Source organism: Sphingopyxis sp. Soil_C_28, assembly GCF_057657055.1.
Window position 1 is genome coordinate 16138 of the sequence record NZ_JBDGJE010000002.1, and the last position, 19150, is coordinate 35287.

A 19150-nucleotide genomic window follows, 5' to 3' on the forward strand; every position below is an offset into this window, starting at 1 on the left:
AGCCCTGGGGCTTAGGCAAAAGCCGAAATGCCGGTGATCGCGCGGCCGAGAATCAGCGCATGGACGTCATGCGTGCCCTCATAGGTGTTCACGGTCTCGAGATTGACCGCATGGCGGATCACATGATAATCGGCCGAAATCCCGTTGCCGCCATGCATATCGCGCGCAACGCGAGCGATATCGAGAGCCTTGCCGCAATTGTTGCGCTTGAGCAGGCTGATCGCGTCGGGAATGAGCCGCCCTTCGTCGATCAACCGACCGACGCGCAGCGCCGTCTGCAGGCCCAGCGCAATTTCGGTGAGCATATTGGCGAGCTTCAGCTGGACGATCTGGTTCGCCGCGAGCGGCCGCCCGAACTGCTTGCGCTCGCCGGTGTAATTGCGCGCCGCTTCATAGCAGAATTCGGCGGCGCCCATCGCGCCCCAGCCGATGCCGTAGCGCGCGCGGTTGAGACAGCCGAACGGACCCTTGAGGCCCGAGACATGCGGCAACAAAGCATCCTCACCGACCTCGACCGAATCCATCACGATTTCGCCGGTGACCGACGCGCGCAAGCTGACCTTGCCCTCGATCTTCGGCGCCGACAGGCCCTTCATGCCCTTTTCGAGTACAAAGCCGCGAATCGCGCCGTCGTGCGCTTCCGACTTCGCCCACACGACAAACACGTCGGCGATCGGCGAGTTGGTGATCCACATCTTCGCGCCCTTGAGGCGGTAGCCACCCTCGATCTTTTCGGCGCGGGTGCGCATCCCGCCGGGGTCGCTGCCCGCATCGGGCTCGGTGAGGCCAAAGCAGCCGACGAGTTCGCCGGAGGTCAGCCCGGGCAGGAACTTCCGCTTCTGCTCCTCGCTGCCATAAGCGTTGATCGGGTGGATCACGAGCGAGCTCTGTACCGAGCAGGCCGACCGATATCCCGAATCGACGCGTTCGACTTCGCGCGCGATCAGCCCATAGCTGACATAATTGAGCCCTGCGCCGCCATATTCGGGATCGATCGTCGCGCCGAGCAGGCCGAGCGCGCCCATTTCCGACATGATCTCGCGGTCGAACCTTTCGTCGAGAAACGCCGAAGTCACACGCGGCAACAGCGCGTCGGTCGCATAGGAGCGCGCCGTATCGCGGACCATCCGTTCCTCTTCGCTCAGCTCGGCATCGAGCTGGAGGGGGTCGAGCGGGTCGAGCGCTTCGATGCGCTGCGGATCGGCGAGGGCCATGGAACGGGCTTTCTCTCAAAAAGGGCGGGCAGCCCTTACCGGATTGCGCGCTACGGGGTCGGATCGGCCGCTTTGCGGGCCATCGCGGCAGCGGGACTGTCGCGCGGCTCCAATATCGCCGCCGTCTCGATCAGGTCAAGCGCACGCCGCGCTTCATGATAACGCCGCGCATCGATCAGCCAGTCGTTCGCGACCGCCGCGCCCGGCATCGCCTCAACCTCCGCGATCGCGAGGTCAGCCTGACCCGCGCCGAGATAGCGCCGTGCACGGTCGAGTCGGTCGGACGCACGCTGCGACTGGGTTCCCGCCGCGCGCACGACGAACAATTCGCCAAGTTCGCGGCGCAGGCCGGTCCACAGGCTGCCATTGTCGTCGCCGCCACGACCGACAAGCTGCGGTGCCAGCGCATCGAGTTCAGCGCGAAGCTGTTCGAGCGTTACCGGTTCGCGCGACGTATCGATAATCGTCTTGACCGCGTTCGGCTGGTCATCGCCGAAACGCAGGCGCAGCTGCGCGTCGAGATAGCCGAGCGACAGACCGCGATCGAGCGCCCGGCGCACCGCAAAGGCGACGAGCAGCCCTTCGGCGCGCGACGCATTGCCCGACGCCGATTCGGCCTCCAGCGTGATGCGCGAGAGTCGCTGTTCGAGTTCGGCGACCCGCGCCGCAAGCGCATTGGCACCTTCGATCGGGGCGACCACCAGCGGCGGGCCATTGGCGCCGCCCTTTGCGGCCCCGTCGGCCAGAAGCGGGTTGGGCACGCCCTGCGTCGTTTCGATCGTTTTGGCTGCCGGTGGCAAATTACTGCCCGTCAACCAGCGATTCACCGCCCATCCGCCGCCGGCGATGCCGATCAGGAGCAGGAGGAATGCACCAAGAGCGATGGCGCGGAACGATAGCCCCCTCGCCGGGACCGCCTCATCCGCGGACGAGGGGGTGTCGATGCTGTCGATTGCCATATTTCTCTTTCGAACGACCCTATTTTGCGCCCTTGTGCCACAAAGCATGGGCCTGTGCCAACATTGCGACGTCGCCGGGCTGTTTCGCAACGGCCCGCTCGCCCCAGCCATCGCCCGCCGCCGACGCGGCGGACGCACTGATGGCGACCAGTGCCAGATGCCCGCGCGCAGCGCCGACCAGATCCGAAATGCGCTTCGCCGCGCGCGTCGAATGCGCCAGAATCACCGCCGGCCCGGCCACCAGGTCGAACCATTCGGGCGATGGCGGGACGGGGTCGACCGCATAACAGGGCAGCGGCACGATCGCCGCGCCGCGCGCATCGAATTCGGAACGATCGCGTCCACAAAGCCACAATATATTGCGGACTTCGCCTGACGCCATGACGTCAAGAAGGCCTTGCGCATCGGCCGATCCGGTCATGGCAACGGTCAATCCGGCCGCTTCGGCGGCGCCTGCGGTGGCGGCGCCGACGGCGTAGGTTCGGAGCGACGATAGATGGGAAAGGCCGGGTCCCGCCAGCCTGGCGGCCAGCGCACTCGTCAGCAGCAAAGCGTCGAAATCTTCGACCATGGGCACGCCCCATTCAAGCGGCCGCGCAGCGAAAAGCGGGATCGCGCGGACGTCGAACCCCATCGCCTTCGCCCGCTCGACCGTCGCCGCATTACCCGGCTCGGGCCGCGTGACGATCAGCGGCGGGCGGCCGGTCATGCCGCGAACAGGCGCCGGACGCTTTCGGGCGCCTCGCTGAGCAGGCGGTCGGCCAATATAGCTGGCGCATTCGAATCGGTGACGATGACATGCCCGGCGGCATGCTCCGCGCCATCGTCTGAAAATATCTGGGCATCGAGGCGTAGTGTGCCGTCGTCGCGCCAATGCGCATGCGCCGCGACGGGGGAACGGCAATCGCCACCCAGGGCTGCCAGAAACGCTCGCTCGGCGGCGACGGCGCGATGCGTCGGCGCATGATCGATCGCCGTCAGCAGCGCGCGCGTGACGGCATCGTCGTCACGGCATTCGATCCCGATCGCGCCCTGCGAGGCCGCGGGAAGCAACAGGCTTGCTTCCTGCACGGTACCGACGTCGTGCATCCCGAGCCGATCGAGCCCCGCCGCCGCAAGCAGCGTCGCATCGGCATCGCCCGCCGCAATCTTTGCGAGGCGCGTCGCGACATTGCCGCGCAGCAACACCGTCTCCAGATCGGGCCGTATCCGCTTCACCTGCGCCGCGCGGCGCGGGCTGCTTGTCCCCAGTCGGGCATTTTGCGGCAGGTCGACGATCGTCGAAGCATCGATCCCGTCACGGACCACCAGCCGGTCGCGCGGATCGGCGCGTTCGAGCATCGCGCCCAGCACAAAGCGCGCATCGCGAACGGTTTCGACGTCCTTCAGCGAATGGACCGCGATGTCGATCACCCCGGCATCGAGCGCGGCGTCGAGTTCGCGCGTCCACAGCGCCTTGCCACCGACCTCGGCGAGCGCGCGGTCCTGAATCCGGTCGCCGGTTGCGGTCATCGGCACAATTTCGAGCGCCGCCATATCGATGCCATGACTGGCAATCAGCGCCGCAGCCGCCATATGCGCCTGAGCCATCGCCAACGGCGAGGCACGCGTACCGATACGCAGCGGGTTTTCGGGGGTAGGAAGTTGGTTCATCGACTTCGCTGCTAGCGCGGGTTGCCCTGTCGATAAAGGGGCGGGTAAAGGAACGCGCAATATTATGACCCTGATCCTCGGCCTTGAATCGAGCTGCGACGAAACCGCGGCAGCGCTCGTCGACAGCAACCGGCGCATTTTGGCGCACCGTGTCGCGGGGCAGGAAGCCGAGCACAGCCCCTATGGCGGCGTCGTTCCCGAAATCGCGGCGCGCGCGCATGTCGACCGGCTCGCGCCGATCGTCGAGGGCGTGCTGGCCGATGCCGGCGTTTCGCTGGCCGATGTCGATGCGATCGCCGCCACCGCCGGTCCGGGCCTGATCGGCGGCGTGATGGTCGGACTCGTCACCGGCAAGGCGCTCGCGCACGCGGCGAACAAGCCGCTGATCGCGGTCAACCATCTCGAAGGCCATGCGCTCAGCCCGCGCCTTGCCGATCCCGCGCTCGAATTTCCCTATTTGCTGCTGCTCGTGTCGGGCGGACATTGCCAGTTGCTGCTCGTGCGCGGCGTCGGCGACTACCGCCGCATCGCGACGACGATCGACGATGCCGCCGGCGAAGCCTTCGACAAGACGGCAAAACTGCTCGGCCTCGGCTATCCAGGCGGCCCCGCGGTGGAACGCGTCGCGCAGGGCGGCAATCCCAACGCTGTTCCCTTGCCGCGCCCGCTCATCGGCAGCACCGAACCGCATTTCTCGTTCGCCGGGCTCAAAAGTGCGGTCGCACGCGCCGCCGCATCAGGCGCGCACAGCGTGCCCGATCTCGCCGCCTCGTTCCAGCAGGCGGTCGTCGACTGCCTCGTCGACCGCAGCCGCATCGCGCTCGCCGCCTGCCCCGATGCCACCGCCTTCGTCGTTGCGGGCGGGGTGGCGGCCAATGGCGCTATCCGCACCGCGCTGACCGATCTCGCCGCGCGCTTCGACAAGGGTTTCGTCGCCCCGCCGCTGTGGCTGTGCACCGACAATGGCGCGATGATCGCCTGGGCAGGCGTCGAGCGCTTCGCCGCCGGCCTCACCGACGACCTCAGCGTCGCGGCGCGTCCGCGCTGGCCGCTCGACCCGGCGGCCGAGGCCGTCCGCGGCGCCGGGGTAAAGGCATGACCGGTGAAAGCATGACGTCGCGTTTCACCCGCTTCGGCGTGATCGGCGGCGGCGCCTGGGGCACCGCGCTGGCGCAGCTTCTCGCCGCCGACGGTGCGCCCGTCCGCCTGTGGGCGCGCGAGGCCGATGTCGTCTCAGCGATCAACGCCGATCATCGCAACCCAGCCTTCCTGCCCGGCGCCGCGCTCTCGCCCTCACTGACCGCAACCGACGACCTCGCCGATATGGCCGATCACGACGCGCTGCTCGTCGTCGTCCCCGTGCCCTTCCTGCGCGCCGTCCTCGCCGAACTGCCCGCGGGCGATGCGCCGCTGATCTTCTGCAGCAAGGGGATGGAGGCGGGCAGTTTCGCCTTCCCGATCGATATCGCGCGCGATCTCGCGCCGCAGCGCCCGCATGCCGTCCTGTCCGGGCCGACCTTCGCGCACGAAGTCGCCGCCGGGCTGCCGACCGCGATTACCCTCGCCGCCGCCGACGCCGGCCTGGCCGCCGACCTCGCGCAGGCGCTCGCACGTCCGCATTTCCGGCCCTATGTATCGACCGACGTCATCGGCGCGGAGATCGGCGGCGCGGTCAAGAATATCCTCGCGATCGCGTGCGGCATCGTCGACGGCGCGGGGCTCGGGCTCAACGCGCGCGCGGCTTTGATCAGCCGCGGCTTTGCCGAAATGACGCGTTTCGGGCTCGCACGCGGCGCGCAGGCCGAAACCCTCGCAGGCCTTGCCGGGCTCGGCGACCTCGTCCTCACCTGCACCTCCTCGAATTCGCGCAACTTCGCGCTTGGGCAAGGGCTCGGCCGCGGCGAACCCGCAGAAGCCCTGATGGCCGACCGCCGCACCGTTGCCGAAGGCGCGTTCAGCGCACCGGTGGTCGCCGCCGCCGCGCGCGCCGATGGCATCGACATGCCGATTACCGATACCGTCGCACGCCTTGTAGCCGGCGAAACGCGCGTCACCGAAGCCGTTCAGGCGCTGCTCAGCCGACCATTGCGATCCGAAGGACGATGAATTGCTTCGACCGATTGCCTGCACTCCCCTGCCTCGCTAGACTGCGCTTCGGGGATCAGCAGAAGGGGCGCCAGGCTTGAGCCAAACGGACAGCGCAGCCGCGCCCTCTTCGCCCACCCCTTCATCGGGCTTGCCCCCACAGGATGCGGATACGGCCGCGCTCGCCAAGGGCGGTCGCACCAATTTCTTCGGTTTTATCCTGCGTCTCGTCGCCCGCCTGCCCTTTCTATATGTGGCGGGCCGCTGGTACGGGCCCGAGGCGGTCGGACGCTTCGCCTTTGCCGTGCTCGTCATCGAACTGGTTGCACAGCTCGCGACGCTGGGGCTGAAACGCGGCCTGGCCGAGCAATTGAGCGCGCCCGGTGCCGACCACCGCACCGTCGTGTGGGACGGCATGTTCGTCGCGCTTCTGGCCTCGGCGACGGGGTCCGCCCTCCTCCTCCTTTTCCCCCAGCTCATGTATCCGGCGGGCGGGATCGACAGCGCCGACCGCTGGATGGCGCTGCTCGTTTTCGCGATCGCCGGCACAGACATCGCGCTCGCCGCCTGCGCCTATAAATTCGACATTGGCGCCACCGTCCGCGCCCGCGCGATCGTCGAACCCTGGGTGATCAGCGCCGCGGCGGCCGGATTCTGGTTCGTCTCGGCACGCGACGGGCTGATGCTCTCCTATGCCGCCGCGATGGTCGGCGCCTTCCTCACCGCGCTGATCCCGATGCTCCGTCATTATGGCGGGCCGCACGGCTGGCAACCGCACCCGGCGCACCTGATCGCAGTTGCGCGGCGCAACGCGCCGCTCGCCGCCGCCGATGCGATCGAATGGGGCACACGCCGCCTCGACCTCTTTATCCTCGGCCAGTTCACCTCGCCGACGATCTACGGCATCTATTACATGGCGCAGCAAGTCGCCTCGCTGCCGCAAAAGCTCAAAACCAGCTTCGAACCGATCCTTGGGCCCGTGATCACGCGCAACCTTGCCGAAAACCGGCTTGCCGCCGTGGCGTCACAGGTCAGCCAGGTCGGTTTCTGGATCATCGCCGCGCAGGCCGGCGTCGCGCTGGCGCTTGGTATCCCGGGCGAAGCGGTGATGGGCCTCGTCGGCCCCGAATTCGTCAGCGGCACCGCCGCGCTCGCTTTCCTGCTCGCGGCCGAGGTCGTCGCGGCGACCGCGGTGGTCAGCGAGGCCGCGCTTGTCTATGTCGCGCGCCACCGCAACCTGCTGATCAGCATCGCAACGCTCGCGCTTCAGGCTGGGCTCAGCGTCGCGCTGATCCTGATCGCGAAATCGATGGGGCTTCCCCCGATAAGCTATGCGGGCGCGGTTGCCCTCGCGCTGATGCTCGCGCTCGGCTTCGCCTCGGTGGTCAAAGCGCGGCTGCTCGCGCATGTCCTCGGCGCGCCGGTGAACAGCCTGCGCTGGGCGCTCGTCTGGGCGACCGCGGGCGCGGCGGTGCTTGGCTGGGGTGCAACGCAGCTCCCCGAATGGGCCGAGCTGCTGATCGGTGTGCCCTTCATTCTCGGCATTTACGCATGGCTGATCTGGACGCGCGGCTTCGGCCCCGCCGACCGGGCGCTGTTCAAAAAGCACCCCGAGACGGCGGAAGCGCCCGCCTGATCCTTACTCGACGGCTTTTTGCGCGGCGTCGCCGACATTTTCGGCGGCATTGCCGACCTTTTGCGCGGCCTCGGTGATCGCGCCGGTCTCAGCTTTGTCATTGGCAAGGAACTGGAACGCGACAAAGCCGGCAACCGCAATCAGAACGAGCAGGATCAGGCCAAAGCCCATCCCGCCGCCGCGCCGCGGTTCGCGGTCGATGATCGTCGTCGTGTGCGTCGTCCCGTCGGGCGCGCGCGTTTCGTGGATTTCGTCGGCCATAAAGCCCTCCTGTTGCTGATAGCGCATAGGACGCTTCGCAGCCGACGAAGGTTCCTAGCCCAGCCGTTCGGCGACCTTGGCCTTGAGGTCGGTCTGCGCGCGCGGCCCGACCTGCGCGATGATTTCGCGCGCGCAGACGGCGCCCATCGTCAGACAATCGCCGATCGGCAGGCCCTGCGCCTGGCCCGACAGGAAACCGGCGGCGAACAGGTCACCCGCGCCGGTGGTGTCGACCACGGTGTCGATCGGCTCGGCGCCGACTTCGGTACGCGTGCCGCCGGTCAGCGCGATCGCGCCGTGCGAGCCGCGCGTCACGATGAGCAGCGGCACCTGCGCCGCGACGCTCGCAACCGCCGCTTCGAAATCCTCGGTTTCGGCGAGCGCGCAGATTTCGACTTCGTTTGCGAAGAGGATGTCGAACAGGCCTTCGGCGATCAGCTTGCGGAAATCGGCGCCGTGGCGGTCGATGATGAACGCATCCGACAACGTGAAGGCAACCTTGCGCCCGGCAGCCCGCGACACGTCGATCGCGCGCCGCATCGCCGCCCGCGACAGCTCGGGATCCCACAGATAGCCTTCGAGGTAGAGGATCTCCGAATCGGCGATCCATTCCTCGTCGATCATCGACTGTTCGAGCAGGTGGCTCGCGCCGAGGAAGGTGTTCATCGTCCGCTGGCCGTCGGGGGTGACGAGGATCAGACAGCGCGCGGTCGGCGCGCCCTCGCTGAGCGGCGGCGTTTCATAGGCAACGCCGATCGCGCGCAGGTCGTGCGTAAAGACATGGCCAAGCTGGTCGTCGGCAACCTGGCCGATAAAGGCGCAGCGCTGGCCGAGGACAGCCATGCCGGCCAGCGTATTGGCGGCCGAACCGCCCGATACTTCGACCGCCGGCCCCATCGCGGCATAGAGGCGTTCGGCCTCTACCGCGTCGATGAGCCGCATCGACCCCTTGGTCAGCCCTTCGGCGGCGATCAGCGCATCGTCGGCGCGGGCAAGAACGTCGACGATCGCATTGCCGATGGCGACGACGTCAAAACGGGCGGTGGAGGCCATGAAAAATCCTGTGATGCGTGGGAAAAGCTGCCGCGCGCCTTAGGCGGCGGGGCCCGCCAAGGCAAGCTTCACGCTTGACGGGCGCGATACGGCCGACCATCCCTCCCCAATGGCCCGCGCCGTTCACGCATTTCTGCTCGCGCTCAGGGATTTGCCCAATCCGCGCGTGCTGCGTGTGCTGGCGCAGAGCCTGGCGCTCACCTTCCTGCTCCTCGCCGTGTCGGGCACAGCGATCTTCTTCGCGGTGCGCTGGGGGCTCGCGCACTGGCAATGGCTCGGCGACGCCGAACGCGACATCGCGGGCCTGTTGGTCGTGGTCGCGATTGTCGCGGGCGGCTGGCTGCTCTTTCGCGCCGTGGCGATCGTCGTCGTCGGCCTGTTCGCCGACGCCATCGTCGCCGATGTCGAGGGACGGCATTACCCCGGCGCGGCGGCCCGCGCGGTCGACGTTGGCTGGCGTCAGAACATCATGCTGGCGCTCGCGTCGCTCGTCCGGCTGATCGGGGGCAACCTGCTGGCCCTCCCCGCCTATATCCTGTTGATGGTCACCGGCATCGGCACTCCGATCTTTGCGCTGTTCGTCAACGCGCTGCTCCTCGGCCGCGACCTCGAGGCGATGGTGCTCGCGCGCCACCCCGGCCGCCCGCGGCTCGACCGGTCGGCACGCTGGTCGCTCGGGCTACTGTCTGCCGCAAGCTTCGTGGTGCCTGTCGCCAATTTGTTGGCGCCGATTCTCAGCGCGGCTATGGCCGTGCACATGCTGCATCTGCGCAATGGGGACCGGAATATATGATCGAAAACCGCCGTCTGGCCGCTCTTTCCGGCCTTGCCCTGACACTCAGCGCCTGCGCCGGCCCCGCGATTCCCCGTCCCGCGACGCCGCCGCCCGCCCCGTCGACGCCGACCGTCGTGCGACCGGTCCAGAATAACGCGCTGATCGGCAGCAGCGCCGATGCCATCGGGCGCATGCTCGGCAAGCCGCGGCTCGACGTCACCGAGGGGGCCGGCCGCAAGCTGCAGTTCGCGGGCACCAGCTGCACCCTCGATATCTATTTCTATGCCCCGCGCGCCGGCGCCAATCCCGTCGCAACCCATGTCGACGCCCGCACCCCCGACGGCCGCAACGCCGACGTGAACAGCTGCTCGCAATCCTTCCAGCGCTGACGGCCCGTACGCGGGGTCATGACGCCAGTTCGGCGAGCGCCCACAGCGCCGCGTCGGCGACCATCGGCGATTCGTCCTTCGCCAGTTGCTTCAGCATGGGAACGAAACGCGCATCGCCGCTGTTTCCCGCCGCGATCGCTGCATTGCGAACCATACGCCCGCGCCCGATCCGCTTGATCGGCGATCCCGCAAACACCTGCCGGAACCCGGCATCGTCGAGCGCGAGCAGGTCGGAAAGCGAAGGCGCAGCCAGCTCGGCGCGCGGCAGAAAGGCGCGGTGCACATGCGCGGTGTCGGCGAATTTGTTCCACGGGCACGCCGCAAGGCAATCGTCGCAGCCATAGATGCGATTGCCGATGCCGCGGCGCAGGTCGATCGGAATCGGTCCATTATGCTCGATCGTGAGGTACGAAATGCACCGCCGCGCATCGAGCCGGTACGGCGCGGGAAAGGCCTGCGTCGGGCACGCATCCTGGCAAGCCGAACAGCTGCCACAGGTGTCGCGCGCCGCGTCGCTCGGCGCCAGGTCCAACGTCGTGTAAATAGCGCCGAGGAACAGCCAGCTGCCATGATCGCGGCTGACGAGATTGGTGTGCTTGCCCTGCCAGCCGAGCCCCGCCGCCGCCGACAGCGGCTTTTCCATCACGGGCGCGGTGTCGACGAACACCTTGACCTCGGCGTCGTGCACCTCGGCGACCAGCCAGCGCGCGACGGCCTTCAGCGCCTTTTTGACGACGTCATGATAATCGCCGCCCTGCGCGTAAACCGAGATGCGCCCGCGATCGGGGTGATCGGCCAGCGCCAACGGATCGTGCGCGGGGGCATAGCTCATGCCCAGCGCGATCACCGATCGGACCTCGGGCCACAGTCCTTTGGGCGATCCGCGCTGCGCCGCGCGGCTTTCCATCCAGATCATGTCGCCGTGCCGTCCCTCGGCCAGCCACTGGCTCAAACGCTCGGCGGTCAGCGGCGCCGCATCGGCATCGGCGATGCCGAACGCGACAAAGCCATGCCCGCGCGCGACGGCTTCGAGACGATCTTCTAGAGGAGGCAAGGCTTCGGCAACCATTGGCGCTCTATACGCGAGCCGCCTCGCCGTGCCATAGTTTGCGTGGGTTATGATTGGGGACCGGAGTTTGAACGATTTCAGCGTCGAGGCGACGGGCCTCACCAAATATTTCGGCGATTACAAGGCGGTCGATCATGTGAGCCTCAAAGTGCCGACGGGCAGCATCTATGGTGTGCTCGGCCCGAACGGCGCGGGCAAGACGACCAGCCTGCGCATGACGCTGGGCATCATCGACCCCGATGAGGGAACAAGCCGCCTCCTCGGCGGGCAGCGGCCGCAGTCGGTGCGCCATCGCATCGGTTATCTTCCCGAGGAGCGCGGTCTTTATCCCGGCATGAAGGCGCGCGAGGCGATCGCCTTCATGGGGGCGCTGCGCGGGCTCGAATGGGCCGAGGGCCGTCGCCGCGCCGCGACCTTCATGACCGAACTCGGGCTCGAACGCGTGATCGACGAAAAAATCCGCAAGATGTCGAAAGGCATGGCGCAGATGATCCAGCTGATCGGCTCGATCGTGCACACGCCCGACCTGATCGTTCTCGACGAACCCTTTTCGGGGCTCGACCCGGTCAACCAGGAACGGCTCGAAATGCTGGTGCGACGCGAACGCGACCGCGGCGCGACGATTCTCTTTTCAACCCATGTCATGGCGCACGCCGAACGCCTCTGCGACCGGATCGCGATCATCGCGCGCTCGGCGCGCCGGTTCGAGGGCACAGTCGACGAAGCGCGCGCGCTGCTGCCGATGCAGGTGCGGTACACGCCGCGCGCCGCGGGAGACCCTCTCCTGGTCGCCGCGAACCTCCCTGCCGGTGCCGAACTCCGCGGCGACGCATGGCATTTCGCGATCCAGGACGCCGAGGTCGAGCCCTTGCTCGCGCGGATTACCGCGAGCGGTCATGGCGTCACCGGCCTGTCGATCAGCCGCCCGGCGCTGCACGATGCCTTTGTGCATATCGTTCGTCAGGTCGATGCGGGGTTCGATGCCGACGCTACCGACGATGCCGTAGAGGAGGCCAGCGCATGACCCCTTTCATCCGCAGCATGTTCGTCATCGCGCGGCGCGACTTTCTGGCGATCGTCGCGACCCCGACCTTTCTGCTTTTCCTGCTCGCGCCGCTGTTCATGGTCGCGATGGGGCTTGCCGGCGGCATGGGCGCCTCGCAGCTCGCCGACAGCGCCCGCGGCGCCGGCCGCATCGTCGCGATCGCCGATCCCGCCGATGTCGAAGCGCTGCGCGCCGCCGACCGCCGCCTCCGCGATGCCTTTACGCGCGGTGAAACCCCGCCGCCGCTCGAGTTCCGCATCGTCGGGCAAGGCGCGCCCGACCCGTTCGCGATCGCGCGCGAAAAGGGCACCGACACCTATGCCGTGATGACCGGCCCGCTCGCAAACCCCCGCATCGTCGAGCGCAATGCCGAGGGCAGCGCCGGCCGCTATCTTGCGCTGCTCGCGAACCAGGCGCTGCGCGACCGCGCTGCGGGCGACGTCGCGCCGGTGAAACCCCGCTTCGAGAGCATCCAGCGCGGCGGCACCAGCATCGCGGTGCAACAGTCGCTCGGCTTCGGTGCGGTATTCCTCATCTTCCTTCTGACCTTGCTTCTCGCCGGCCAGACCGTGAGTTCGCTCGCCGAGGAAAAAGGCAACAAGGTAATCGAAATCCTCGCCGCCGCGGTCCCGCTGGAAAGCGTTTTTCTCGGCAAGCTGCTAGGCATGCTCGGGGTCGCGGTGCTCTTCATCGCTTTCTGGATGGTCGTTGCGATGGGCGGCGGGCTGATCGCCGCGACGCAGATGGATCCGGCCACGGTCGCCGCGGCGGGCAGCGCGAGCAAAGCGGCGGCAGCGCTGGCCTCAATGCCGGCCACCGGCTGGCCCTTTTTCCTTGGCATCGGCTTCGCCTATTTCATCCTGTCCTTCCTCCTCCTCGGCGCGGTCTTCCTCGGGGTCGGTGCGCAGGCGGGATCGGTACGCGAAATCCAGATGCTCAGTCTGCCGATCACCATCTTCCAGGTCGGCATGTTCAGCCTGTCGGCCGCCGCGGCCAGCGCGCCGGGCAGCGGCCTCGCGCATTTTGCGCAGATATTTCCTTTCTCCTCGCCGCTCGCGATGGCGGCACGCGCCGCAACCGACGACGCCAGGGCGGTGCATCTGCTCGCGCTCGGCTGGCAGGCGATCTGGGTCGCGCTCGTCATCTTCCTGTCGGTGCGGCTGTTTCGCGCGGGCGTGCTGAGCGGCGGCAGCGGCTGGAAATTCTGGCGGCGGGCGAAGAAGGGGTAGGACGCCTCCGTCACGACCCTCCCCGCTATTGACAAAGCTGTGAACAGTGGCACTCTGCAACCTAATTGGCCGCGCCAGACGGCCGTGCAGAGGAGCAGCCCATGGCCACCCAGATTCGCACCGCCCCCGAATTCGCCAACCCGCTCGACGTCAGCCGTGCCGAACTGTGGAGCGAAGACCGCTGGCAGGAACCGATGCGCCAGCTACGCGCCGAGTCGCCCATATATCGCTGCGAGGATTCGAAATTCGGACCCTATTGGTCGGTTACGACGTACAAGCCGATCCAGCATATCGAGGCGCTGCCCAAGATCTTCTCCTCGTCGTGGGAATATGGCGGGATCACCGTCGCCGGCGATGGCATCGAACATCTGCAGGAAGGGGAAATCCCGATGCCGATGTTCATTGCGATGGACCCGCCGCAGCACACCGCGCAGCGCCGCACCGTCGCCCCCGCCTTTGGCCCTTCCGAAATCGAACGCATGCGGGCCGACACCCAGGCGCGCACCGCGGCGTTGATCGATACGCTGCCGATCGGCGAGACCTTCGACTGGGTCGAACGCCTGTCGATTGAACTCACCACCGACATGCTCGCCATCCTGTTCGATTTCCCATGGGAAGAGCGCCACCGGCTCACCGGCTGGTCCGACGCGCTCGGCGATATCGAAAGCTTCGACACGCTGGAAAAGCGTCAGATGCGGCTGGGCAAGGCGTTCGAAATGGGCGCCGCCTTCAAGCAATTGTGGGACGCAAAGGCACAGAATCCGGGCGAGCACGATTTGATTTCGATCATGCTCCAGTCCGACGCGATGAAGCATATGAGCGAGAATGAGTTCATGGGGAACCTCATCCTGCTCATCGTCGGCGGCAACGACACGACGCGCAATTCGATGTCGGCCTATGCCTACGGCCTCCACAAATTCCCCGAAGAGCGCGCGAAGCTTGAGGCGAATCACGATCCCGAACTCGCGATCAACGCGATGCACGAAATCCTGCGCTGGCAGACCCCGCTCGCGCATATGCGCCGCACCGCGACCGAGGACACCGAGCTGTTCGGGCACGAGATCAAGGCGCGCGACAAGATCGCTCTATGGTACGCCTCGGCGAACCGCGACGAGAGCGTGTTTCCCGATGGCGACCGCATCGTCGTCGACCGCGAGAATGCACGGCGCCACCTTGCCTTTGGCTACGGCATCCACCGCTGCGTCGGCGCACGCGTCGCCGAACTGCAGCTCACGACGCTCATCTCCGAAATGCAGCGCCGTCGCCTGCGCGTAAACGTCCTCGCCGAGCCCGAGCGCGTGCACGCAAGCTTTGTCCACGGCTATCGCCACATGCCGGTGCAACTCGAGAAATATTGACGCCCCCTTGTAACCCTTTGCCCAAGGCGTACGTATCGAGGATATGATCGAACGTCGTTACATACTCGGCGGACTTGCGCTCGGCGGTGCCGTCATCGGTGCCCCGATGCTGTTTGCCAAATCGTCGCGCCCGAAAGCGCAGCCCGGCTGGCAGCTGTCCGATGCCGAATGGAAAAAGCGCCTGTCGCCGCTGCAATATCGCGTTCTGCGCGAAGCGGCGACCGAACGCCCCTTCACCAGTCCGCTCGACAAGGAAAAGCGCGCGGGCACCTTCCTGTGCGCCGGCTGCGCGCTGCCGGTCTATGCCAGCAAAACCAAGTTCGACAGCGGCACCGGCTGGCCCAGCTTCTGGGCGCCGCTGAAGGGCGGCATTGCGACATCGACCGATTATGATCTCGGCTATGCGCGCATTGAAGTCCATTGCAAACGCTGCGGCGGCCATCTCGGCCATGTCTTCAACGACGGGCCAAAACCCACCGGCAAACGCTATTGCATGAACGGCGCGGCGCTCACTTTCCGCCCCGCCTGAGCCCTTAACCGGGCGTTACCCGCCATACCGACAGCCCCGCGCGCGTCCCGACCGGGATCGCTTCGAGCCATATAGGCGGCTTTCCGGCGTAAAGCAGCGCCGCGATCGCATCCGGGCGTGCGCGGCGATATTTGGTGAAGTCGTTTGCGGTGCGGCAAAAGACGATCAGCGTCGCCTTCTGCTTGCGGACGAGCGCTTCGGCCTTTGCCGGATCGTCGGCAAAGACACGGATCGCATCGGCCATCGCGTCCTTGTTGCGATGATGCGGGGTCGCGACCAGGCTGTGCCGCGTCCGAAAGATCAGCGGCGCGCCCAGATCGATCGGGGTCAGGATCGTCGTTGCCGGCAAATGGTTCAGCGCCGCGATCGCTGCCGGATCGAGGCAATCCGCGCGATACGGATGCGCCGCCGCAATCGCTTCGGCCGCCTTGTCTTCGCGGGCTTCGGGCGATGGAAGGACCATAGCGAAGACCGCAACCGCCGCCATTCCGCCCATCAACGGCAAGGTCAACGCCGCCATCGCCGACGCCAGAATGCGCGGCAGGGGCGATGAAATCGTTCGCGCCCATGCCCATGCCCGCAGCCCGAGCCAGGCACAGCCCGGCAGCGCGAACAGGTGCGCGGTCGACGCGCTGCGCAGGACAAGCAGCGACAGCGCCGCCGCGCCGACCAGCGCGACGATCACCGTAGCCCAGTTCTTGCGGTCAACGGCTGCGGCGCAGCTCCGCCACGCCAGCAACGACCCGGCAAGACCGACGAGCGACGGAACCAGCACATGGATCGCATCGGCCGGTTTCGACACCCACAAGGGCTGGCCTTCGAGGACATGCCGGTACCAATATTCCACGACGATCGGATCGAGCGTGGCGAAGGGACCTTTCGCGCACTGCGGTTCGGTCCACACCAACGCGCCGGCGGCCGAAAGACCTGCCAGCCCCAACAGCAAAAACCGGGTCCACGGCAGCCCCGGCCGGGCCCGAACGGCGGCAAAAGTCACCGCCGCGGCCGCGACGAACGCCGCCAAATAGGGCGCCGAAAGCGAATCGCACCAATGTCCCATGAGCCCCGCGGGACCGCGCGTCAGGAACTGGAATAACAGTCCCCCGGCCGCAAGCGCACCCATATAGCCGCACAGCCGCGCCCGATCCGCGTCGCGCCCGTGCAGCGCCCAGCGCAGCGCGGCGAGGCCGGCGAACAGCGTGACGATCGGCAATCCTTCGATCGACACCGCCAGCAACGCCGCGGCGGACAAACCGCCCAGCAGGCCCGCGTGCCAGGTCGCGGGCCGAAGCGCCTGCGCCATGATCAGCATCGCGAGGAAAATCTGCCAGCCATGATGGTCGATCCGCAGCGGGCGGAACTGCGCGACGATATAGGCCGACATGATCAGGAAAAGCGGCGCGACATAGGCGATGCGCCGGTCGGACAGGCCGCGGTAGCCGAGGGCGCAGACGACGCTGAGCGCGGCGCCGAGCATCGGCGGCCACAATGTCATCACGATCCGTTCGGCCATCGCCTGCCCGAACAGCGGTTTCAGCAGCAAAATACCGGCCGCCAGCGGCGCATCGACGATCCGCGACCAGTGCATCAGCACCCCGCCGCCCGCCGGATTGACGCGATATTGCGACAGATCCCACCAGCTTTGCCCGGCAAGAAGGTCGCGCACCTGCGCGATGCGCATCGCATCGTCGGTATCCGGAAGATCGAGCGCGCCGATCGCCTGCCATCGCGCGACGATGGTGATCAGGCTCATCGCCCCCCAGAGGATCAGCGCGATCCGGACCGGCGTGAACCAAGCGCCGAGCGCAATGCCCCCCGGTGCGGGCGGAGAAGCCGACGGCACCGCGCCGCCTGCGGCAGGCGCGGATGTTTCGCTCATGCCGCGGCGGCCCGGAACACGATATGGCGGCGGAGCAGATAGGTGGTCTGGAAGCTGACAATGATCGCGAGCAGTTTCGCGAGCCGCGGATCGAGGCCGAGCGCGCTCCCCCCGCCGACGATTGCCGTCGTGACGGCAAGCCCGACCAGGGCCGACCCGACGAACAGAAGCTTCTGGCGATGCCGTTCACCGGTCCCGCGCGCCGCGGCGCCATCGGCAAAGACGAGCCGGCTCGACACCATCCAGTGCACGAGGATCCCGGCACAATAGCCGATCGCCGACGCCGCAACCGGCGAGAGCCCGGAGTCGAGGAGCAACAGGAACAGGCCCGCGTCGCTGCCCAGCGCGAGAGCGCTGGCGAGCAGATAGTTCAGCCAGCGGATCTCGCCGCGCCGAACCGACGCGATCAATTTGGTGGCGGGGTGCACGATCGGAGCGCCTCCGGCCAAAGCCCTACGCGGCCTTCGACACACGCGACGGCACGTCGCGGACCGAAGCCAGCGCGGCCTGCTCGCCCTCGGTGCCGCTTTCATGATATTCCGCGTCTTCGTTGACACCCCAGATATCATAGAGCTTTTCGCCCGCGACGATGTTCCGCACCGTCAGCATCGCGGTCATCATCGCGTGATCCTGGTTGTTATAGCGGTGCATGCCGTTGCGCCCGACCATGTGCAGTGTCGGATAGCGCGCCTCAAGCTCGCTGCGCATCGTTTCGACATGCGTCGCGTAATCATCGTCATAGACCGGATAGGCCTTTTCCTGCCGCACCACGGCGCCGCCGACGACATCTTCCGGATCGCAAAGACCCAGGATTTCCATTTCGGTCGTCGCCAGCGCGACCAGCTTCTCGTCGCTCGCCGCCCAGAGCCCGTCGCCTTCGAAACAGAAATATTCGAGGCCGACGCACGCCATGTCGGGATCGGGTACCATTTCGGGCGACCAGCTGCGGAAATTCTGCACGCGGCCGACCTGCACCTTGCTGTCGTGGATATAAATCCAGTTGTCGGGGAACAGGTCTTCCGACCGAATCTTGAGCGCGACCGTCAGGAAGTCGCGATATTTGAGGTTCGGCGCGGCGTTCAGCGCGCATGCGGGCAGCGGATGGATACGCGCCGCCAGCTCGCGCATCGGCGCCGAACTGATCACATGCGCCGCATCGATCACGACATCGCCGTCGGGGCCGGTCGCGGTCATCCGCCAACGGCCGCTCACCTGATCCTGCGTCAATTGCTTGAAGCTGTGGCCCATCAGCACATGATTGCCGCCCGCCACGACCTTGTCGCGCGCCGCGTCCCACATCATGCCGGGGCCCAGCCGCGGATAGCGGAAGGTTTCGAGCAAAGTCTTGGTCGCCATGCCGTCATTCGGACGCTTGTTGAGCCCGAGGCTGCGCTTCAGCCCGTCGATCACCGCGCCGCCGAGGCTGAGCCCCTTGATGCGCTGCGCCGCCCAGTCTGCCGACATTTCGTCGCACGGCATGCCCCACACCTTCTCGGTATAGGTCTTGAAAAAGATCGAATAGAGCTTCCGGCCGAACTGGTTGATCGTCCAGTCCTCGAAACTGCGAACCTTCTTGTTCGGAAACAGCTTCGCCTGCGCATAGCTCACCATGCACAGCGTCGAGCGAATGATGCCCAGGTTCCACAAGGCCTCGAACGCCCGCAAGGGATAGCTATAGAATTTGCCCTCATAATAGATGCGGCTCATCCGCGGGCGCTCGATGAAATCATGCGGAAGGATCTCGTTCCACAGGTCGACGACCTCGCGGCTCTTCGAGAAAAAGCGGTGGCCGCCGATGTCGAAACGAAAGCCCTCATGCTCGACGGTACGGCTGATCCCGCCGACATAGACCGGATCCTTTTCGATCACAGTCACGCTATAACCCTGCTGGGTCAGCTGATAGGCGGCGGTCAGCCCCGCCGGACCCGCGCCGATAATGGCAACGTCGACACTCGTCGGACGGTTTTTCGAACCCAAGGTTTCGAACATCGATTACTTCCCCACAGGCATATTCAT

Annotated in this window: 19 protein-coding genes; 9 read left to right on the top strand and 10 right to left on the bottom strand. The window is 66.7% G+C overall.

Annotated features, from left to right (window positions below; translation table 11 throughout):
• Positions 1–11: 11 nt before the first annotated feature.
• The 4 genes from AC3A43_RS08160 to hemC are packed head-to-tail and all read right to left on the bottom strand — an operon-like array spanning position 12 to position 3826.
• Positions 12–1214 carry an acyl-CoA dehydrogenase gene (locus AC3A43_RS08160; protein WP_058539307.1) on the bottom strand — a complete coding sequence of 401 codons (1203 nt, stop codon included), beginning with the start codon at positions 1212–1214 and terminating at the stop codon, positions 12–14.
• A gap of 50 nt (positions 1215–1264) precedes the next feature.
• A complete protein-coding gene (locus tag AC3A43_RS08165) occupies positions 1265–2173 on the bottom strand; it encodes a mitofilin family membrane protein (protein WP_487792059.1) in 909 nt (302 codons plus the stop codon).
• A gap of 19 nt (positions 2174–2192) precedes the next feature.
• Complete coding sequence (locus AC3A43_RS08170; protein ID WP_487792060.1) at positions 2193–2882, bottom strand: uroporphyrinogen-III synthase; 690 nt, start codon at positions 2880–2882, stop codon at positions 2193–2195.
• On the bottom strand, positions 2879–3826 hold the full coding sequence (gene hemC / locus AC3A43_RS08175) for a hydroxymethylbilane synthase (RefSeq protein WP_487792061.1): 948 nt from the start codon (positions 3824–3826) through the stop codon (positions 2879–2881). Before hemC ends, AC3A43_RS08170 begins: the two co-directional genes overlap by 4 nt.
• A gap of 64 nt (positions 3827–3890) precedes the next feature.
• Between hemC and tsaD the strand changes: the two genes are divergently transcribed.
• From tsaD to AC3A43_RS08190, 3 genes are all read left to right on the top strand, one after another.
• On the top strand, positions 3891–4925 hold the full coding sequence (gene tsaD / locus AC3A43_RS08180) for a tRNA (adenosine(37)-N6)-threonylcarbamoyltransferase complex transferase subunit TsaD (RefSeq protein ID WP_487792062.1): 1035 nt from the start codon (positions 3891–3893) through the stop codon (positions 4923–4925).
• The gene (locus AC3A43_RS08185) at positions 4922–5932 is read left to right on the top strand and encodes an NAD(P)H-dependent glycerol-3-phosphate dehydrogenase (RefSeq protein WP_487792063.1); all 1011 of its coding nucleotides are present in this window, start codon (positions 4922–4924) and stop codon (positions 5930–5932) included. Before tsaD ends, AC3A43_RS08185 begins: the two co-directional genes overlap by 4 nt.
• A 76-nt stretch (positions 5933–6008) precedes the next feature.
• Complete coding sequence (locus AC3A43_RS08190) at positions 6009–7547, top strand: lipopolysaccharide biosynthesis protein (RefSeq protein WP_487792064.1); 1539 nt, start codon at positions 6009–6011, stop codon at positions 7545–7547.
• Positions 7548–7550: 3 nt separating this feature from the next.
• Here the strand turns inward: AC3A43_RS08190 and AC3A43_RS08195 are convergent, their stop codons facing one another.
• A complete protein-coding gene (locus AC3A43_RS08195; RefSeq protein WP_487792065.1) occupies positions 7551–7808 on the bottom strand; it encodes a hypothetical protein in 258 nt (85 codons plus the stop codon).
• A 54-nt stretch (positions 7809–7862) separates the two neighbouring features.
• Entirely contained in the window at positions 7863–8861 is a 999-nt protein-coding gene (locus AC3A43_RS08200) for an adenosine kinase (protein WP_487792066.1), read from the bottom strand.
• Between the two features lie 109 nt (positions 8862–8970).
• Here AC3A43_RS08200 and AC3A43_RS08205 point away from each other — a divergent pair, with 109 nt between their 5' ends.
• Both AC3A43_RS08205 and AC3A43_RS08210 read left to right on the top strand, forming a co-directional pair.
• The gene (locus AC3A43_RS08205; RefSeq protein ID WP_487792067.1) at positions 8971–9654 is read left to right on the top strand and encodes an EI24 domain-containing protein; all 684 of its coding nucleotides are present in this window, start codon (positions 8971–8973) and stop codon (positions 9652–9654) included.
• Complete coding sequence (locus AC3A43_RS08210) at positions 9651–10025, top strand: hypothetical protein (protein WP_487792068.1); 375 nt, start codon at positions 9651–9653, stop codon at positions 10023–10025. Before AC3A43_RS08205 ends, AC3A43_RS08210 begins: the two co-directional genes overlap by 4 nt.
• Positions 10026–10041: 16 nt before the next feature.
• Here AC3A43_RS08210 and queG read toward each other — a convergent pair whose 3' ends face one another.
• On the bottom strand, positions 10042–11094 hold the full coding sequence (queG, locus tag AC3A43_RS08215; RefSeq protein WP_487792069.1) for a tRNA epoxyqueuosine(34) reductase QueG: 1053 nt from the start codon (positions 11092–11094) through the stop codon (positions 10042–10044).
• Between the two features lie 49 nt (positions 11095–11143).
• Between queG and AC3A43_RS08220 the strand changes: the two genes are divergently transcribed.
• From AC3A43_RS08220 to msrB, 4 genes are all read left to right on the top strand, one after another.
• Entirely contained in the window at positions 11144–12118 is a 975-nt protein-coding gene (locus AC3A43_RS08220; protein ID WP_487792070.1) for an ABC transporter ATP-binding protein, read from the top strand.
• Positions 12115–13368 (top strand): ABC transporter permease, encoded by a 1254-nt coding sequence (locus tag AC3A43_RS08225; protein WP_487792071.1) that lies wholly within the window; start codon positions 12115–12117, stop codon positions 13366–13368. The genes AC3A43_RS08220 and AC3A43_RS08225 overlap by 4 nt, the downstream gene beginning before the upstream one ends.
• 101 nt (positions 13369–13469) lie before the next feature.
• Complete coding sequence (locus AC3A43_RS08230; RefSeq protein ID WP_487792072.1) at positions 13470–14726, top strand: cytochrome P450; 1257 nt, start codon at positions 13470–13472, stop codon at positions 14724–14726.
• A 43-nt stretch (positions 14727–14769) separates the two neighbouring features.
• On the top strand, positions 14770–15255 hold the full coding sequence (gene msrB / locus AC3A43_RS08235; protein ID WP_487792073.1) for a peptide-methionine (R)-S-oxide reductase MsrB: 486 nt from the start codon (positions 14770–14772) through the stop codon (positions 15253–15255).
• Between the two features lie 4 nt (positions 15256–15259).
• Here msrB and AC3A43_RS08240 read toward each other — a convergent pair whose 3' ends face one another.
• Genes AC3A43_RS08240 through AC3A43_RS08250 form a run of 3 tightly spaced genes read right to left on the bottom strand, consistent with a single transcriptional unit; the run spans position 15260 to position 19123 of the window.
• Entirely contained in the window at positions 15260–17134 is a 1875-nt protein-coding gene (locus AC3A43_RS08240; protein ID WP_487792074.1) for a hypothetical protein, read from the bottom strand.
• Complete coding sequence (locus AC3A43_RS08245) at positions 17131–17562, bottom strand: GtrA family protein (RefSeq protein ID WP_487792075.1); 432 nt, start codon at positions 17560–17562, stop codon at positions 17131–17133. Before AC3A43_RS08245 ends, AC3A43_RS08240 begins: the two co-directional genes overlap by 4 nt.
• 25 nt (positions 17563–17587) lie before the next feature.
• The gene (locus AC3A43_RS08250; RefSeq protein ID WP_487792076.1) at positions 17588–19123 is read right to left on the bottom strand and encodes an NAD(P)/FAD-dependent oxidoreductase; all 1536 of its coding nucleotides are present in this window, start codon (positions 19121–19123) and stop codon (positions 17588–17590) included.
• Positions 19124–19150 lie beyond the last annotated feature (27 nt).

What these genes read in the sequence shown, in the direction of transcription:
- AC3A43_RS08170 (WP_487792060.1), bottom strand. Translation starts at nt 2,882, where the DNA reads ATGACCGGCCGCCCGCCGCTGATCGTCACGCGGCCCGAGCCGGGTAAT.
- msrB (WP_487792073.1), top strand. Translation starts at nt 14,770, where the DNA reads ATGATCGAACGTCGTTACATACTCGGCGGACTTGCGCTCGGCGGTGCC.
- hemC (WP_487792061.1), bottom strand. Translation starts at nt 3,826, where the DNA reads ATGAACCAACTTCCTACCCCCGAAAACCCGCTGCGTATCGGTACGCGT.
- queG (WP_487792069.1), bottom strand. Translation starts at nt 11,094, where the DNA reads ATGGTTGCCGAAGCCTTGCCTCCTCTAGAAGATCGTCTCGAAGCCGTC.
- AC3A43_RS08165 (WP_487792059.1), bottom strand. Translation starts at nt 2,173, where the DNA reads ATGGCAATCGACAGCATCGACACCCCCTCGTCCGCGGATGAGGCGGTC.
- AC3A43_RS08225 (WP_487792071.1), top strand. Translation starts at nt 12,115, where the DNA reads ATGACCCCTTTCATCCGCAGCATGTTCGTCATCGCGCGGCGCGACTTT.
- AC3A43_RS08240 (WP_487792074.1), bottom strand. Translation starts at nt 17,134, where the DNA reads ATGAGCGAAACATCCGCGCCTGCCGCAGGCGGCGCGGTGCCGTCGGCT.
- AC3A43_RS08220 (WP_487792070.1), top strand. Translation starts at nt 11,144, where the DNA reads ATGATTGGGGACCGGAGTTTGAACGATTTCAGCGTCGAGGCGACGGGC.
- tsaD (WP_487792062.1), top strand. Translation starts at nt 3,891, where the DNA reads ATGACCCTGATCCTCGGCCTTGAATCGAGCTGCGACGAAACCGCGGCA.
- AC3A43_RS08185 (WP_487792063.1), top strand. Translation starts at nt 4,922, where the DNA reads ATGACCGGTGAAAGCATGACGTCGCGTTTCACCCGCTTCGGCGTGATC.
- AC3A43_RS08205 (WP_487792067.1), top strand. Translation starts at nt 8,971, where the DNA reads ATGGCCCGCGCCGTTCACGCATTTCTGCTCGCGCTCAGGGATTTGCCC.
- AC3A43_RS08250 (WP_487792076.1), bottom strand. Translation starts at nt 19,123, where the DNA reads ATGTTCGAAACCTTGGGTTCGAAAAACCGTCCGACGAGTGTCGACGTT.
- AC3A43_RS08210 (WP_487792068.1), top strand. Translation starts at nt 9,651, where the DNA reads ATGATCGAAAACCGCCGTCTGGCCGCTCTTTCCGGCCTTGCCCTGACA.
- AC3A43_RS08195 (WP_487792065.1), bottom strand. Translation starts at nt 7,808, where the DNA reads ATGGCCGACGAAATCCACGAAACGCGCGCGCCCGACGGGACGACGCAC.
- AC3A43_RS08200 (WP_487792066.1), bottom strand. Translation starts at nt 8,861, where the DNA reads ATGGCCTCCACCGCCCGTTTTGACGTCGTCGCCATCGGCAATGCGATC.
- AC3A43_RS08160 (WP_058539307.1), bottom strand. Translation starts at nt 1,214, where the DNA reads ATGGCCCTCGCCGATCCGCAGCGCATCGAAGCGCTCGACCCGCTCGAC.
- AC3A43_RS08230 (WP_487792072.1), top strand. Translation starts at nt 13,470, where the DNA reads ATGGCCACCCAGATTCGCACCGCCCCCGAATTCGCCAACCCGCTCGAC.